Source organism: Mucilaginibacter puniceus (genome assembly GCF_054783175.1).
In genome coordinates this window covers 613986-629963 of the sequence record NZ_BAAGRB010000002.1, presented here as the reverse complement: position 1 = coordinate 629963, position 15978 = coordinate 613986, and the positions used below count along the sequence as shown (strand labels likewise).

Here is a 15978-nt window from a genome sequence, read left to right as displayed (position 1 = left end):
AAACCAAGGCATTTCAGAACAAATATTGGTTAACTTTGGTTCCTTGAGCCTAGCTCATGTTACTATTTAGTAAACCGATATATAATAAAATAAGGGCCAAATGTTTTTGTTACAAAATAAAAAGGTAGTAATAACCGGTGCGGGAAGTGGTATAGGCAAAGCAATGGCCGTATTGTTTGCAAGCAAAGGAGCAGAAGTACATATTATTGACCTTAACCGAGAACTGGCTGACGCAACCGTTGCAGAAATTATTAGTAATAATAATAAAGCTGTAGCCCATCAATGCGATGTGTCCAATCACCAGGCCGTAATTGATACATTTAAAAAAATTGGCGCGGTAAATATTTTAATAAATAACGCGGGTATACCACACATAGGCAAAGCTGATACTACAACAGAAGCTGATTTTGACAAGGTGATGGGAGTAATTGTAAAGGGAGCTTATAATTGTACTTTTGCCGCCATCCCCCGGCTTCGTGAAAGTGGAGGTGGTGTAATATTAAACATATCTTCTGTCGCGGCTTTGGTGGGTATAGCTGAAAGATTTGTGTACAGTACCGCTAAAGGTGCCATAAGGTCAATGACTATGAGTGTTGCTAAAGATTATATCAATGAGAATATTCGATGTAATTCTATATCCCCGGCACGCGTACATACACCTTTTGTAGATGGATTTTTGCAAAAAAACTATCCGGATAATATAGAAGAGATGTTTGCAAAACTTTCAAAAACACAACCTATAGGCCGCATGGCCACATCCGAAGAGGTGGCTACACTGGCATTGTATCTTTGCAGCGATGAAGCATCGTTTATAACGGGAGTTGATTACCCTATTGATGGCGGATTTACTACCCTTAACAATTAATAAAGCATAACTATATATGAAACTAATACGATTTGGAGAAACCGGGCAGGAAAAACCGGGAGTAATAATAAATGATACCTGGTTTGATGTATCGCACCTGGTAGATGATTATAACGAGGTGTTTTTTGGCGGCAATGGCATTGAAAAATTAAAGAGCGATGTACAAAAAGGTGGGTTAACCGAAGTAAATAAAAGTACGCGTCTGGGCTCGCCGTTAACAAGACCATCAAAAATTATTTGTGTGGGACTAAATTACAAGGATCATGCACATGAAACCGGTGCAACCATACCTACCGAGCCTATACTGTTTTTTAAAGCCACATCGGCCATTGTAGGGCCTAACGATGATCTGATCATCCCAAAAAATGCTAAAAAAGCCGATTGGGAAGTGGAGCTTGCTATTGTGATAGGCAAAAAGGCAAGTTATGTTTCTGAAGATGATGCTTTGAGCCATATTGCAGGTTATGTTTTACATAATGATTATAGCGAACGTGAGTTTCAGCTAGAACGCAACGGGCAGTGGGTAAAAGGTAAAAGCTGCGATACATTTGCACCTATAGGTCCTTTTATTGCTACGCCTGATGAAATTGCTGATGTACATAATTTGAGGCTATGGTTAACCCTAAACGGCAAAACTATGCAGGATGGTAATACCAGTAATTTGATATTTAACGTGCCTTACATGGTAAGCTATATAAGCCAGTTTATGACTTTATTACCCGGAGATGTTATCACAACAGGCACGCCTGCAGGGGTAGGGTTGGGCCAAAAACCGGAGCCTTTTTACTTAAAAGAAGGTGATGTTGTTGAATTAGGCATTGAAGGCCTTGGCAGTAGCAAGCAACACGTTAAGTCGTATAGATAATAAAAATATGAAGCCCTGATAAATTACTTATCAGAGCTTCATAAAAATACTTTGAGTTATCAGTATGCCTTATTTAGCTGGCGAATTATTCTTCTTGAAATAATTGCTAAAATATAACATCTGGTAGCCTACAGAATTTGTCCAATATTGCCAGTTGTGTGCACCCGGGCGAACAATAAAATCATGAGGTATTTTTCGCTCCAGTAATTTATCATGAAGCTCGGTATTTACTTTGTAAAAGAAATCCTCGGTGCCACAATCAAAAATTATTGATAATGAATTGGGTTTAAGTAAATCCAGTTGGTTGGTAACAGTATATTTATCCCAGGTGTCGGGGTTATCTTTTAAACTGCCTAAGCGTTTAGCCATATCCCAGTTATTAGGAAAAGGCCTTATATCAACGCCTCCGCTCATACTTCCTGCCGCACCGAATAAATCTTGATGACGTATGCCTAAGTATAAACCGCCATGTCCGCCCATACTAAGGCCGGTTATGGCCCTGCCAGTACGGTTTTTAATGGTTTTATAATTTTTATCAATATAAGTAATCAGCTCTTTGGTTATATAAGTTTCGTATTTGTAGGTAGGATCAACAGGGCTATCCCAATACCAGCTGGTAAAGCCACCATCGGCACATACAATCATTACATTATATTGATCAGCATAATCGGGCACACCGGTAGTTTTTTTTATCCAATCGGTATAATTGCCGGTTGCCCCATGCAATAGATACACTACCGGATATTGACTGCCCCTGGCATAGTTATCGGGTGTAACAACAATAGCTTTAATCTTCTTCTTCATGGCATCGCTATAGGTTTCAACCGTGTCAACCTTGGCAGCTTTGGCATTAATTGCAAAAAATATTAAGCACAGTAATAATATATTTCTCTTCACTTATTGGTAATTATATAGGTTTGATATAATTAACCCCAACTTATCATAGCCGGGGTTATAATTTTCTTTTATTGAGCGCGGGTAAGCTTTAAGTGCGTTTTTTGGCCTTGAAATTCAGAGGTTATCACCGTCGAATCGCCATAAAATTTGCCTACTTGCGCCATTGCGGTTCCGTTGACATCCAGCGAAAAAGTAAAATCGCTCCCTTTAATTTTTCCGTTAGATATAGGTAAATCGCCCTGATCGGTAGTACAAGCACCGGTTAAGGTTTCACCATCAACTTTAAATGTGTAGGTTAATGGAAGTTCAAAATCGCCAAATTTTAAAACGCCTTTCCATTTTCCGTTAAGATCAGCAAATGCGGCAAGGCAAACTACAAAGCTGCAAACAAGCAGTGCAAGTATTGAGAATTTCTTTTTCATGATTTTTGATTTTTTAGGTTATTAAAGTTAGAGTTTTTTGCCTTAAAAACTAAATAATCTAAAAATAAGCAAACAGTTAAATATTTAATATGTTATTAATGCCTAATCAGGCTATATCTTTATTAAAAAACCTTGACCGAAAAACACAGATCCAACCCGTTCTCACTTGCTAAAGCATTATTGATTACAGGGCTTGCTTTATTACTTGTTGCCGAAGGCTTTTTTGGCTATCGCCTGCATGAATTATCAGCGCAGCAAGAAAGCGTAAAATTTGATTATTCAAATGCCAATAGTATTTCTTTTGGTTTGCTTTCTGTTGATCAATGGCGCGATGATGTAGCTAACATAGTGAATAAGCAAGTGCGTAACCTCAAATTTACCCCACGGCAAAAAAGATTGATGCAGGTAGAGGTAGAACAGATACTGTATGCTCTGGTGGATAAGGCGGAAGCCATGGTTGATAAAAAGCCAAAGAGCTTAGGTGGTAAAATAAAAAAGCTTGCGGTTAAAACCTTTGTTAAAACAGATAAGATACGTGCCCAGGTGCCCAAATTTGCACGTGAAATAATTGCCAAGGCAGACAACCCTAACCAAAAAGCTAAATTGAGCAATTTGGCCATGAATAAGTTTAAGGAGTTGGAAGGAACGGAAAGTGCCGACAGTACTTCAAAAGCCAAACAGGCTATGTTTAGTGGATTGTACCGCAAATATGGTGTCAATTCTATCGAGAGCTTAAACATTAAATTAAATAAAACTTTAAAACAGTTACCGGTAGAAATGTATAAGTACTGTTTTGGAATGCTGGGCTGCATTTTGGTAGTGCTTACATTATGGTGGGTGCTGCGTAAAAGGGTAGATCTGCATGGAACGTTATTTATATTGTCGTTGCTTTTTGCTTTTATATTACTGGCGGTAGGTTTAAGTGCCTCAATGATAGAGGTGGATTGCCGTATTAAAACATTGGATTTTACATTACTGGGCGAGCATGTGCTATTTAAAGATCAGGTACTTTTTTATGAAAGTAAAAGTATATTGGGCGTTGTCAAGGTACTGATAGAGCAAACTGCAATAGATTCGATAGGGGTGGGCATCTTAATATTATGTTTCAGTATTCTGTTCCCGGTATTAAAATTATCCTCAACAGGTATTCACTTGCTAAGCAGGCGAAGCATTGCCGAAAATAAGTATATCAAATATTTTGCTTTTCAATCGGGCAAATGGAGCATGGCCGATGTAATTGTAATAGCCATATTGATGACCTACATAGGGCTAAATGGGTTATTGGATAGCCAGTTGGCTTTTTTAAACATTAAAAGCCAGGAACTCACTATTATTACTACCAACAATACGGCTTTACAGCCCGGTTATATCATATTTATAAGCTTTGTGCTATATGGATTAACATTATCTACCATCCTTAAATATATTACGCCTAATGATGCCAGCTAAAATGAAATACACGGTTTCAAACATCGTATTGCTTACCGGGCTTAGCATTTTATTTGCCGGGGCGGTATATAGCGGTTATCGCCTGCAACAGGCGTCGGCCGAGCGGGTACAGGTTAAGGAAGACTATAGCTTATTCAACAGTATTACTTTTGGCTTGTTTTCCGTAGATATATGGCGCGATAAAATATCGCGGGTAATTAATAGTCAAATTGACGACTATCATATCACCCCTCAACAAAAAAAGGATATAAGAACAGCGGTAGAGGGCGAATTACATAACCTGATAAGCGAGACAGTAAAAGAGATCAACAAACCGCAAAAAAGCATTGGTGGTAAGTTAAAAAAACTGGCATTTAACATCATAGTTGATTCGGCTGAAATACAGGAACAGGTAAAGCCATTTGCCAATACTATTGTTGCAAAAATAAGCAGCCCCAAAAGCGAAGAAAGGTTAAAAGATATTGCGGGCAGTAAAATTAATCAGTTGGTAAACCAGACCTATGATAGTACCCTTGTAGCCGGTTATGCGGTTAATAAATATGTTTATGGTAAGTACAAAGTAACCAACCCTAATGCTTTTAATAAAGCTACAGAGCATAGGCTAACCGAGCTAAAAAGCGAGTTGTTCAAGTATGTTTACATCATGCTGGGATGTGTTCTGGCTGCGTTAGCCTTATGGTGGTTTATGCGTAAACATGTGGAGTTGCAAACCGCTTTGTTTGTATTTTCGTTGCTTTTTGCCCTGATCTTGTTGGTTGTTGGCAGCCTGGTGCCCATAATTGAGGTTGATGCGCGTATGACATCGCTTGACCTGCAATTACTGGGCGAACACATCAAATTTGATAACCAGGTGATGTTTTATCAAAGTAAAAGCATAGTAGGGGTTGTGGGGGCACTTATAGGGCAGGGCAAACCCGATACTATAGTGGTAGGGGGATTGATTATGATTTTTGTACTGGTTTTGCCGTTGCTTAGGTTGGCAGCAAAAGGTATATATGTTTTAAGCACTAAAAAAATTGCCAGGCATCCGGTGATACGTTACCTCACTTTTGAGCTAAGTAAATGGGATATGGCCGATGTAATGATAGTGGGTATACTCATGACTTATATAGGGTTAAACGGCATTTTAAAGAGCCAGCTTTCCGGCCTAAACATCACTACCGATTCGTTAAGCGTAATAACAGATAATGGTACATCATTACAGCCCGGCTATTTTATTTTTGCCGGATATGTTATTTTCTCCATAGTGCTCTCTGTTATATTGAAGCGGGTGTCTCCTCATGATAAATTTTAAATCAATTATTAGCAAAGCAACAAAAGCGATGGATTTTGGCCCACCGCTTTATTGTTTTAAATAGGTAATTATTATAAGGTTTTAGGCGTATACACTTTTACAACCCCATCGTTCTCGCTACTAACCACAAGCAAGCTTTTTTTGGTAGGGCTGTTTTTAGCAGGTATTATCAATACACCTTCGGGGGCATCACCGCATTTAACCAACTGTAAAAACACAGGCTTTGTCGGGTCAGTGATATCATAAATAGCTACTGCATCGGCGCGCTCCATGCCTACAAAGGCTACTTTTTTATTACCAATCTTACCAATCGTAATTCCTTCCGGCTCTACAGATTTATCATCGCTGCGGCCATCGTCATAAACACCGGCTGCAATAGCTTTAACATCCAACTCGTTTTTGCTGTCAAAAGCCTGCGCACCGGTATTACCGTTCCACACGCTAAATGAACGTGCGCCAAATGAGTATAACGCATCGTAATCGCCATCATTATCGGTATCGCCTAAGGTTTTGGTAACATTTAACCGGCCTAAGTAGGCATCGCCTTTAAGGGTATTGCCATCAGGGAAAGCTGTTGGGTCCAATTTCAGATCCTTAACACGTGCAGCTTCAACAAATCCAGAGTATTCGCGGGCATCGCCCTCATTGGCAGTAAACAAATATGGAGTGCCATTATGTTCGCTCACAGCAATGCCATCGGGCATGTAAATACCTTTAACATTCCATTTTTCAAGCGGTGTCCCGGTGTTCTTGTCGCTTGGGTCTATTTCGTTTCCTGCCAAGTTGTAATCTTTAAAACCTAGCGGAAAAATATCAGTAATGGTTTTTGTGGCGATGTTAATTTTAGCAATGCCATTATTTTCCTGCAAGGTTACCCAGGCTGTTTTTGAATCGTCAGATACGGTGATATATTCAGGCTCAATATCTTTTGCAAAGTTTAATCCCGGGCCAAATATGCGGAAATCTTTGGCAACAAGCGCGGCTTTTTGTCCTTCAAAACCCGCAAAATCAAGCGTAGTAACAGCATAGTTTTCGGTTACTGATATAATAGATACGCTACCAACCGGGTCATTAGTATAGGTGTCATTTGGCTCGCCTTCATTGGCGGTAAGTATATATTTGCCATCATTTGTGTAGGTGATCATATCCGGCAATGCACCAACAGTAACCACTTTTACTTCGCTGTAGTCGTCAGTTTTAAAAACTGCAACCTTTCCGTTAGCTTGTTTATCTAACGATTCAATAGCCGCGGCCAGTTTACCATCATAAACCGCAACGCTGTTTACAGCACCGCCGTAAGGAGCCATACTAATAGATTTTATAACCTTCATAGCGGTCGGATCGCTAAAATCGATCACATCAATTTTGTTAACTGTGCTATTGTTAACTACAAACAGCCTTTTAGTGGCCGGGTCATAGGCAGAAATTTCGGCAGCCCCGGCATCACCAATATCAATGGAACCTATTTCGGCAAAAGTAGCCGGGTCTTCGTTAACAAAAAACTCAGGCTCGGGAATAGGGTCAGTAATGCTTTTTTTGCAGCCAAATAATCCTATGGCCAGCATCAAAATAAGTAAATAATGTTTCATATAGTAATGTAGGGTATGTATGCCGCAAAACTATATGTGATATGTTAAGGCAATTAGCTATTGTAATTAAGTGTTTGTAAATAAATATCGCTTTTGATGTGGTATTTTTAAAGTTAAATTAACATTTATACTAAAAATAAATACACTACGTTTTCATATAAATGCTCATCAATCAGGTAGCGTTATTCAAAAAATATTGTAATGGGTTCAACACTATATAGTGCTATAATAAAGGCTTATGCAACACTTTTGCAGGCATTATTGGCGCGTTGTACCCCTGTTCCTGTTCGTATCAACTCAACTTACGATTTACATAAAAGTAGTAAAGACTTCATTAAGTAATCCCCGGCCATACGTTGGTTGGGGACCAGTTTAACAATTAACCGTTTAGCTGTCTTAATTAAACTTTACATCATGAAAAATCTACGCTTCCCAACCCGGATGGGTTATCTCTCGATATTTCTTTTTTTATTAAACGTTTTTTCAATAGTTATTGGCTTTTTTACTGATAATGGCTGGTTTATACTGTTGGGTATATTATTGTCATCCATTCAGTATTATATGTATGGTACTATTGACAGGGGGCAGACAGAATAATTAAGGTTGGGTGTTTGGCCTTTTCCCACCAGGGGGGAAAATTGAGGCTTATTTTATCAACTATTTATGGCGACAAATGTTATAATTAAAAATATTAATGCCATGAACGATAAGATATTAGCGCAACAATTTGCCCGCGAACTGGAGGCCGAAGTGCCATCAACCAAAAAATGTTTAGAACGTATACCAATTGAACTTTTTGGCTGGAAACCACATGAAAGATCAATGGAAATGGGGGATTTGACCTTACTGGTAGCCGAAATTCCGTTATGGATAGCCCACATCGCCCAAGACTCTGAAATAGACCTCGGCACCTTTAAACACATCGAGGCTAAAACGACCCAAGACGTTTTAAACCATTTTGAAGAGAATATGAACCGGGCCAAGGCAGCTTTAGAAGCTATGGGCGAAGGCTCGATGGACGAAGCATTTGAATTAAAAGCCAACGGACAGATTTTATATAAGTCAAAAAAGAAAGATGAAATATCATCTGCACTTAATCACTGGGTGCATCATCGCGGACAGCTTACAGTATATATGCGCTTGAATGATATTGCCGTACCGTCAATTTATGGTCCATCTGCAGATGACAAAAATTTTACTGCGCCTGGTCAATAACCTTGCTCGTTTTGCGGGAAAATACGTATGGTTTTCATATATCTGCCCATATAGTAAGTATTTAGTGGGGTAGTAGTAACCCCATAGGCCTTGCCCGATGTGGAATGGATAAACCGGGGCGGCCCTGTAGGTTGTGCTATAATGATTCCCATGTGGCCAACGGTTCTTTCGGTGCTATCAGTTCCGGTAAAAAGTATTAAGTCACCGGTTTTTGCATCTTGCAGACTGATTTCGTGATCAACATTAGTAAAATCAACCGACCTCCGCGGCACTATAATGCCGAAGTGATTAAACACGTAAGTAATAAAGCCAGAGCAGTCAAACCCTTCTTTAGGGTTGGTTGAGCCATATTTATACGGGATGCCTGTAAGTGAGGTGGCATAAGTGATCAATTCTGCCGGAGTAGTTTTGCCGGTTATAATGCGTTCTATGGTCTTTCCGTCATTGGTGTATCCGGGTGTAGTGTTGTTAATGGCCACCACGGATATGTTATTAGATAGTGATTCGAATTTCTTTTCGGGCGAGTTACATGCCGCAGCAATAACTAACAAAGCCATACAATACCCGCCATTAAGTTTCATAAGGTTAGTACAGTAAAATGACGGTATTGTTTAGATTAGCTAACTTATATATTCTGGTTTTTTTTTATAATTATTTTATTGCCGTAGGTTAACCTTCTCCATAGCCACTCTACCGGTCCATAATTATATTTTGATAACCACCATATGCTATAATAAATTTGGCATATGTATATGCCAATCGCTATCAATACATATCCATAAAAAGGTAGCTTTTGTGCAAGGCTAAAACCAAATCCCGAAAAAAGTAGTAACCCAATTAAATTTTGCATTAAATAATTTGTTAGGGTCATCCTCCCTATTGTTTGCAGCGAATAGAAAAAGGTTTTTAATTTTTTGCAAACATATAGCCAGCATATGGCTGAAGCGATAAATATCATTATAAAGGTTTCAAACAAATATTGAATGTTGTAATATTTAAAAAGGAGTAAGCCCAAATTATCATGATTAAAGTAAATAACTCCCGAAATAAATGACATCAACAATCCAATCCAAAAGGATTTTTTAATGTATTTTTTGTTTTGAGTTAAATTGTCAAAAAACTTGACTTTTTGTAAATACTGACCCAAGAAAAAACAGGCCAGCACCACTAAATTTAGCCCGAACAATTTATTTAAGGCAAAAAAATCTTTAAAGCTTTCTTTTAGGCCATATGTAAATACGTTTATAATATTATGGCTTTGGAAAAGCTGCAAAGGGGTTGTTTCTGAAGGATTATTTGTGCCACTTAAAAAAACAATGCTGGCCGGGAAAATCAAAAAGGTTAACAGTGATAAGTATAAGGCACTTTTTGCAGAAACATTATGAAACAGTAAGAGCACCATGCCAATTAAGGCGTAATCTTTTAATATATCGCCATAATACAAGCAGCTGTTTAGTAACCCAATTATTAATAACCAAAACATTTTTTTACTAAAAAAAGGCAAAGGTTTTATTCCTTTTATTTTAATACTGTTTATTAAAACTGCAAATCCGTAACCAAAAACCACATTTAATAAAATCCGACTTTTGTTAGTGAAAAATATGGTTATTATCATTTTTGAAATTTTACTAACCACATCATTTGATGGAATTTTGTTAGTAGAACCCAAATAATAAAACAGGAAATAATTAACCAATACAACTCCCAGTAAAGCCCAACCACGAAGGATATCAATAATTTCAACTCGTTGATTTTTTTGAATAGGGGTAATAGCTGATGTACTCATGATGATTAGATTGTTGATTTTAATGTTTAGAGATATGAAAATTTTGACAAAGCTTCGCCGACCCTATAATTTTATAGGATTGTGGAAGTTTAAATAGTTAGCTGGTTTACTTTTGGGTACGCTTTATATAAAAGTAGTAAGCCAAAAAGCTAAGCGATAAGCTAAATATTAATATTACTGCCGAGTGGATATCATATGGTTGGAAAAAGCTGGTAATTGTTATACCAATACCTAAACCTGTTAAAATAAAAACCGATTTAATGGTTTGATTTTTAGTGTCACTTTGGTCATGTTGAAGTAGCAGTTTGATCATATCTTCAGATACACCTTTATCAATCATTTTATATTTAAGCCGGTGGTTTAGTATCCCTTTTATAATATTTATTAAAAAAATGGATATGATATATACAGCGAGGATGGAGGCCGGAATATCAATTAGCTGTCTTGATATTTGTTTTCCATCATGTAATTTATAAACATCCTCTGCATTACCAATAAATGATATCAGCATTAAAATAGATAGGGTTGTTATTTTTTTCATTTTTTATATTTATTTAATTAGACAGTGTTAGAGCATTTAGGTTGCAATGATCAATATGAATCTAACAGGTCCATTTTTTTTTGATAATTTTTAAACAGATCAATATATTGGAGTAACATCACTATTGTAGTTATAAGGCAGGCTGTTACAATTACTGAGGCCGCTGTGCCGGATAAAATATTGGTAATAGATGTACTAAACTGGTAAAAAATTATTCCAAAAGCCACCATACCTATAAACACCAGTAAATAAATAACTGAAATTGACAAAGAGAATTTGGGTGTTTGTTTTAATTGGGGTAAAACCAATTTAGCTACGTCAAATTCAAACATGGATGGTTCCTGTGTATTAATTTTTTCAAATAGCATTTTGTATTGCTTGGCTTTTTGTTGGCAATAGGCACATTGTTCAATATGTGTTACTATTGCTGCGGTGCATTCACTGTCTTGTAAGGCATAATTTTGAATGTCGGTATCGCTTAAATGTTTCACTATCATAAATCTTGTTTATTATAAGTAAGCAATAAATTATCTCTCAATTCTTTCCTGGCTCTAAATAAGTAACTTTTAATAGTTCCTTCGGGCAGCGACGTTATTTCTCCAATTTCTAAATAACTTAACTCCTCATTATGATACAGGGTTATTAATGTTTTATATATCGGCGAAAGTTTGTCTATTTCTTTTTTTAAAATCTCACTGGTTTGTTGTTTAAATAACTGATTTTCTAATTCGTTTTTACTCAAGTCTATATTTTGATTGCCAATAATTTCCAAAGCATTGTCATCAAAATCCTTGTCAGAATTAGTGTTATCAAGCAATACAAGTTTTTTCTTTTCGAGGTATTGTAAACAGGTATTGTAAGTAATTTGTCCTATCCAGGTAGATAATTTTGATTGAAATTTAAAAGTTTCTAATTTTTGAAACATTTTCAGGTAAACATCCTGCGCTATATCTTTTCTATCTCCTGTGTTTGCTATCATCTTAAAAATAATTTGAGCTACCAGCCTTTCGGTATTTTTAATAACCGTTTTAAAAGCATTAGTATCCCCATGCAATATCCTTTCAATCAGGATGTCATCCGGTATATTATTTTCATGTTTTAAATTCACTACTTCAATGAGACTGGTGAGTGATAATAAAGTTGCAATAAATATAAAATACTTTGTAATGTGTTGATTGTTAAGGATTACATTGAAAACAAAAGCGCCCCGAATTATTATTCGAGGCGCTTTAAATATCTGGTTAGTATATTATTGCTTAGCTATCCTATACAACTTACCGCCATCAGTTCCGGCGTAAATGGCACCGTCTTTACCGGTTGTAATGCAGCGCCAGCGTTCGCCTTTATCAGCTAATAAACGCTCTTCGCCAACTACCTTATTGTTGTTAATTACCAAACGTGTAATGTAAGTTCCGCTTAGTCCGCCAACAAATAGGTTGTTTTTCCATTCCGCAATATTACCGGTATAAAACATCATACAACCCGGCGATACCACAGGGTCCCAATAATAAACCGGTTGTATAGTGCCTTCTTTCTGCTGTATGCCATCATAAACCTTTTGTCCGCTATACTCAATGCCATAAGTAACAAATGGCCAGCCATAGTTACCGCCCGGTTTTATCAAATTAACCTCGTCGCCACCGCGTGGGCCAAACTCGGCTTCCCACAGGTCGCCGGTAGCCGGGTGCAACGCAAAGCCATCGGGGTTACGGAAACCAAGAGCATATATCTCAGGCTTAGCATTAGCTTTACCAATAAATGGGTTGCCCGCAACAGGCTTACCTTCTTTAGTGATATGAATGATCTTACCAACGGTAGCGTCCAGATCCTGAGCCTTAACGCGTATATCATTGGCCTGGCGGTCGCCAATACTTACAAAAATATTGCCTTGTTTATCAAACAATAAACGCGAGCCAAACTGTCCTGCGCCTTTGTAGCGAGGTGTGGCTTCGTATATCACTTTTACATCCTCCAACTTGGTTTCATCTGCTGATAGTTTGCCTTTGGCTACAGCCAAAGTAGCTCCATCACCAGGCTGGGCGTAGGTCCAGTACACCATGCGGTTTGTAGCAAAGGCAGGATCGATATTTACATCCAATAAACCGCCCTGGTTAGCAAATTGCACTTCCGGGAAACCGGTTATCACCTTATCAATTTTACCTGCTGTGGTTATTATTTGCATATTGCCCGGTTTGCCACTTATTAGTAAACGGCCATCAGGCAAAACGCAGATACCCCATGGGCCATTTAGTTCGGTGTTGATTACCGTAGCTGTGTAAGGTGTTGTTGTTTTAACACTGCCAATACGGGTTTGGCCTGCAAAAGCAGGTTTGTAATTAGTATTAGCAGGTCTGGTTTCAACAGGTGCCCCCGTTTGTGCAGTACAAGCTATTGAAGTTGATATTAGCATAGCCCCTAATATTAAGGGCTTATAAAATTTTGAGTTCATAAAAATTGATTTTAGGAAATGTAATGCAAGTTATCAATATGTAACCAACAAGTAAAGAATCAGTTTGTAAAATTACTGTTTTGTAATGTGTTTTTATTATTGAGTAGCCATTGAACGCTTTCTATTTTGCTTTTTTAAAATCAGCTGTAATCTTAATACGTCCATCTTTTTTAATATTTAAAGGGAGCAATTTACCATTGTAATGTAAATTGCATCGTTTCCCATTCTTTGATAGCACTTCAGCTTCCAACAACTTTCCGTTTTTCCATTTCATTGATATTTCAAATCCACCACGTGCACATATGCCGGATACTGTACCTTCTTGCCAGTTATCAGGTAGTGCAGGTAGTAAATATATATTTTCATCGTCTGATTGTAATAGCATTTCCACAACTCCGGCGGCTCCGCCAAAATTTCCATCTATTTGAAAAGGAGGGTGTGCATCTAATAAATTAGGATAAGTCCCGCCACCGCCGGTATAATTAATGTTTTTTGCACCGTCAGGTTCAACATAGTTAAGCAGTTCTCTGAACATTTTATAAGCATGGTTACCATCATTAAGCCTTGCCCAAAGATTAATGCGCCAGCCTTTTGACCAACCTGTAGTATTGTCGCCCCTTGTATCCAATGTTTTCCTGGCTGCCTGGGCAAGTTGGGGTGTTGATAAAGGTGTTATTTGGCGGGCCGGATATAAGCCATATAAATGAGTTTGATGGCGGTGTTTCGGGTCGACATCTTTCCAGTCATGATACCATTCCTGTAGGTTGCCTTCTTTTCCTACCTGGTACGGGTACAGTTTATCAAGTGCCTTTTTTATACTATCTCTAAAGGTTACATCTATATTAAGTACCTCAGATGCCTTAATAGTTTGTGTAAAACATTCCCTTATCATGGCCAGGTCGGCAGTTGCTCCATAAAGCGTAGATCCCTTATAGCCATCAGGTGCGATGTAAGAGTTTTCAGGAGATGTTGATGGCGAAGTGACCAAATATCCCTGTTTATCTTTTACCAGCCAGTCCAGGCAAAACATAGATGCTCCTTTCATCAAAGGGTAGGCATAGTCTTTTAAGAAAGGTTTATTTCCTGTATAGATATAATGATCCCAAAGATGGGTAACAACCCAGGTGCCACTCATGTTCCAGTTGGCCCAGTTAGGCTCACCTTTTCCAAAATCGCCCACCGGGTTACTCATGGCCCAAATATCTGAATTATGTGCCACTGCCCATCCCCGGGTAATTCCGTAAAATTTTTGCGCAGTGGTTTCTCCGGTTTTTGCCAGGTTACCTATAAATGTAAGAAAAGGCATATGCATTTCTGAAAGATTAGCAGATTCGGCCATCCAATAATTTTCTTCGGCATTAATATTCATGGTATAATTTGAACTCCATGGCGGCCTGATATAAGGGTTCCATATTCCCTGTAAATTCGCCGGAACACCCGTAGTTCTTGAACTTGATATTAGTAAATACCGCCCATATTGAAAATACAGTGCTTCCAGATTTTTATCATCAGTTCCTTTGGTGTAAGCCTTTAAACGCTCGTCTGTAGGTAGGTCAGGTACAGGTTTTGTATCAAGGCTAAGTTTTACCCTGTTAAAAAAGGATTGGTAATCTTTTAAATGCCTTGCTTTTAACACCGGATAAGTCTTCTTTTGGACATCATACAACTGTTGATTTGCTATAGCTTTATTATTTAAACCGTTTTTAGCCGGATCTTTATCAAAGCCATTAAAACTGGTAGCGGTTGAAACAAATAGTATCACCTCATCAGCATTACTCACGGTAACTGTACTATCCGACATAGCTACCTGTCCGCCTTTGTTTTGCACCTTAAAATAAGCCGAAAATCTTGTCCCGCGGTTTTCGTCAAATCTGATCGGTTGAGCTTCTCTCCAATAATCAGGGGCAACATGATAAGGGGCATAGCCATCAATCTGTAGCGTATTATTTTTTACAGATGATGAATATTTTAGTAAGCTTTTAAATGAAACTGTAAAGTTTAGTGCATTTTTTTTGTTAGCCGATAATTTGATCACCATAGCTTTATCCGGATGGGATACAAAGTATTCGCGGGTATAATGAACACTATTCAGATCATAGCTAACCGTTGCCGTAGCTGTGCTGATATCTAATTCGCGGCGATAATTTTGATAATTGCCCTGTTGCTTAAACGTAATATTCATGGTACCCAAAGGCGCGAACGACTCGGAAAATTTACCCTGTATATTTTTATTCAATTTATCCGCCAGCCGATAATTTTCATTGTTTAACGCTTCGCGAATTTCAGGTATATACTTAGAAACGTCAGGTAATGCATTCAAGTCAACCGGTTCGCCTGACCAAAGCGTAGCATCATTAAGATAAATCTGGTCATTTACAACTCCGCCAAATACAGTAGCACCGGTTTTACCATTACCCACTACTAAAGCTTCTTCAAAATGCACCGCAGGCTTATTATACCATAAAGTGTTTTGCTGCTGAGCCATAGCGGGATGGTGGGCAAACAGGAAGTAAGCTAACAGTAGGCATCCCCAATATTTTGATATCGATTTATTGGCCGGTCCGTATAAAAGTTTTATGTACACAAAAAATGGTTTTAGTGATAAT

16 protein-coding genes are annotated in these 15978 nt (G+C 38.0%); 6 read left to right on the top strand and 10 right to left on the bottom strand.

Translation table 11 applies throughout. The features are described from left to right. The first annotated feature begins 100 nt into the window (after window positions 1-100). Together ACYVJ6_RS09780 and ACYVJ6_RS09775 are read left to right on the top strand one after the other, a co-directional pair. Window positions 101-865 (top strand): SDR family NAD(P)-dependent oxidoreductase, encoded by a 765-nt coding sequence (locus tag ACYVJ6_RS09780; protein WP_460693875.1) that lies wholly within the window; start codon window positions 101-103, stop codon window positions 863-865. A 16-nt stretch (window positions 866-881) separates the two neighbouring features. Then, a complete protein-coding gene (locus ACYVJ6_RS09775; RefSeq protein WP_460693874.1) occupies window positions 882-1730 on the top strand; it encodes a fumarylacetoacetate hydrolase family protein in 849 nt (282 codons plus the stop codon). 69 nt (window positions 1731-1799) lie between these two features. Here ACYVJ6_RS09775 and ACYVJ6_RS09770 read toward each other — a convergent pair whose 3' ends face one another. Together ACYVJ6_RS09770 and ACYVJ6_RS09765 are read right to left on the bottom strand one after the other, a co-directional pair. Further along, on the bottom strand, window positions 1800-2627 hold the full coding sequence (locus ACYVJ6_RS09770; protein WP_460693873.1) for an alpha/beta hydrolase: 828 nt from the start codon (window positions 2625-2627) through the stop codon (window positions 1800-1802). 68 nt (window positions 2628-2695) lie between these two features. Further along, on the bottom strand, window positions 2696-3049 hold the full coding sequence (locus ACYVJ6_RS09765; protein ID WP_460693872.1) for a hypothetical protein: 354 nt from the start codon (window positions 3047-3049) through the stop codon (window positions 2696-2698). Window positions 3050-3181: 132 nt separating this feature from the next. On the opposite strand from ACYVJ6_RS09765, the gene ACYVJ6_RS09760 reads away from it, so the two are divergent. Together ACYVJ6_RS09760 and ACYVJ6_RS09755 are read left to right on the top strand one after the other, a co-directional pair. Continuing rightward, entirely contained in the window at window positions 3182-4498 is a 1317-nt protein-coding gene (locus tag ACYVJ6_RS09760; protein WP_460693871.1) for a paraquat-inducible protein A, read from the top strand. Next, window positions 4485-5792 (top strand): paraquat-inducible protein A, encoded by a 1308-nt coding sequence (locus ACYVJ6_RS09755; RefSeq protein WP_460693870.1) that lies wholly within the window; start codon window positions 4485-4487, stop codon window positions 5790-5792. The genes ACYVJ6_RS09760 and ACYVJ6_RS09755 overlap by 14 nt, the downstream gene beginning before the upstream one ends. Before the next feature lie 71 nt (window positions 5793-5863). On the opposite strand, the gene ACYVJ6_RS09750 is transcribed toward ACYVJ6_RS09755, so the two are convergent. After that, on the bottom strand, window positions 5864-7381 hold the full coding sequence (locus tag ACYVJ6_RS09750; protein WP_460693869.1) for a choice-of-anchor I family protein: 1518 nt from the start codon (window positions 7379-7381) through the stop codon (window positions 5864-5866). 414 nt (window positions 7382-7795) lie between these two features. On the opposite strand from ACYVJ6_RS09750, the gene ACYVJ6_RS09745 reads away from it, so the two are divergent. Together ACYVJ6_RS09745 and ACYVJ6_RS09740 are read left to right on the top strand one after the other, a co-directional pair. Continuing rightward, complete coding sequence (locus ACYVJ6_RS09745) at window positions 7796-7978, top strand: hypothetical protein (RefSeq protein ID WP_460693868.1); 183 nt, start codon at window positions 7796-7798, stop codon at window positions 7976-7978. A gap of 102 nt (window positions 7979-8080) precedes the next feature. Next, window positions 8081-8596 (top strand): DinB family protein, encoded by a 516-nt coding sequence (locus ACYVJ6_RS09740; protein ID WP_460693867.1) that lies wholly within the window; start codon window positions 8081-8083, stop codon window positions 8594-8596. On the opposite strand, the gene ACYVJ6_RS09735 is transcribed toward ACYVJ6_RS09740, so the two are convergent. The 7 genes from ACYVJ6_RS09735 to ACYVJ6_RS09705 all read right to left on the bottom strand — a co-directional run bounded on the left by ACYVJ6_RS09735 (window position 8590) and on the right by ACYVJ6_RS09705 (window position 15956). Next, window positions 8590-9177: a C40 family peptidase gene (locus ACYVJ6_RS09735; RefSeq protein ID WP_460693866.1), complete on the bottom strand. Its 588-nt coding sequence runs from the start codon at window positions 9175-9177 to the stop codon at window positions 8590-8592. The two genes, ACYVJ6_RS09740 and ACYVJ6_RS09735, sit on opposite strands and share 7 nt — an antisense overlap. Before the next feature lie 44 nt (window positions 9178-9221). Then, window positions 9222-9998 (bottom strand): DUF418 domain-containing protein, encoded by a 777-nt coding sequence (locus ACYVJ6_RS09730; protein ID WP_460694623.1) that lies wholly within the window; start codon window positions 9996-9998, stop codon window positions 9222-9224. Window positions 9999-10488: 490 nt separating this feature from the next. Continuing rightward, on the bottom strand, window positions 10489-10923 hold the full coding sequence (locus ACYVJ6_RS09725) for a hypothetical protein (RefSeq protein WP_460693865.1): 435 nt from the start codon (window positions 10921-10923) through the stop codon (window positions 10489-10491). A 50-nt stretch (window positions 10924-10973) separates the two neighbouring features. Further along, window positions 10974-11420, bottom strand: a complete 447-nt coding sequence (locus ACYVJ6_RS09720; protein WP_460693864.1) for a hypothetical protein — start codon at window positions 11418-11420, stop codon at window positions 10974-10976. After that, entirely contained in the window at window positions 11417-12031 is a 615-nt protein-coding gene (locus ACYVJ6_RS09715; RefSeq protein WP_460693863.1) for an RNA polymerase sigma factor, read from the bottom strand. Before ACYVJ6_RS09715 ends, ACYVJ6_RS09720 begins: the two co-directional genes overlap by 4 nt. 141 nt (window positions 12032-12172) lie before the next feature. Then, complete coding sequence (locus ACYVJ6_RS09710; protein ID WP_460693862.1) at window positions 12173-13372, bottom strand: PQQ-dependent sugar dehydrogenase; 1200 nt, start codon at window positions 13370-13372, stop codon at window positions 12173-12175. A 121-nt stretch (window positions 13373-13493) separates the two neighbouring features. Further along, window positions 13494-15956 (bottom strand): glycoside hydrolase family 95 protein, encoded by a 2463-nt coding sequence (locus ACYVJ6_RS09705; protein ID WP_460693861.1) that lies wholly within the window; start codon window positions 15954-15956, stop codon window positions 13494-13496. Window positions 15957-15978 lie beyond the last annotated feature (22 nt).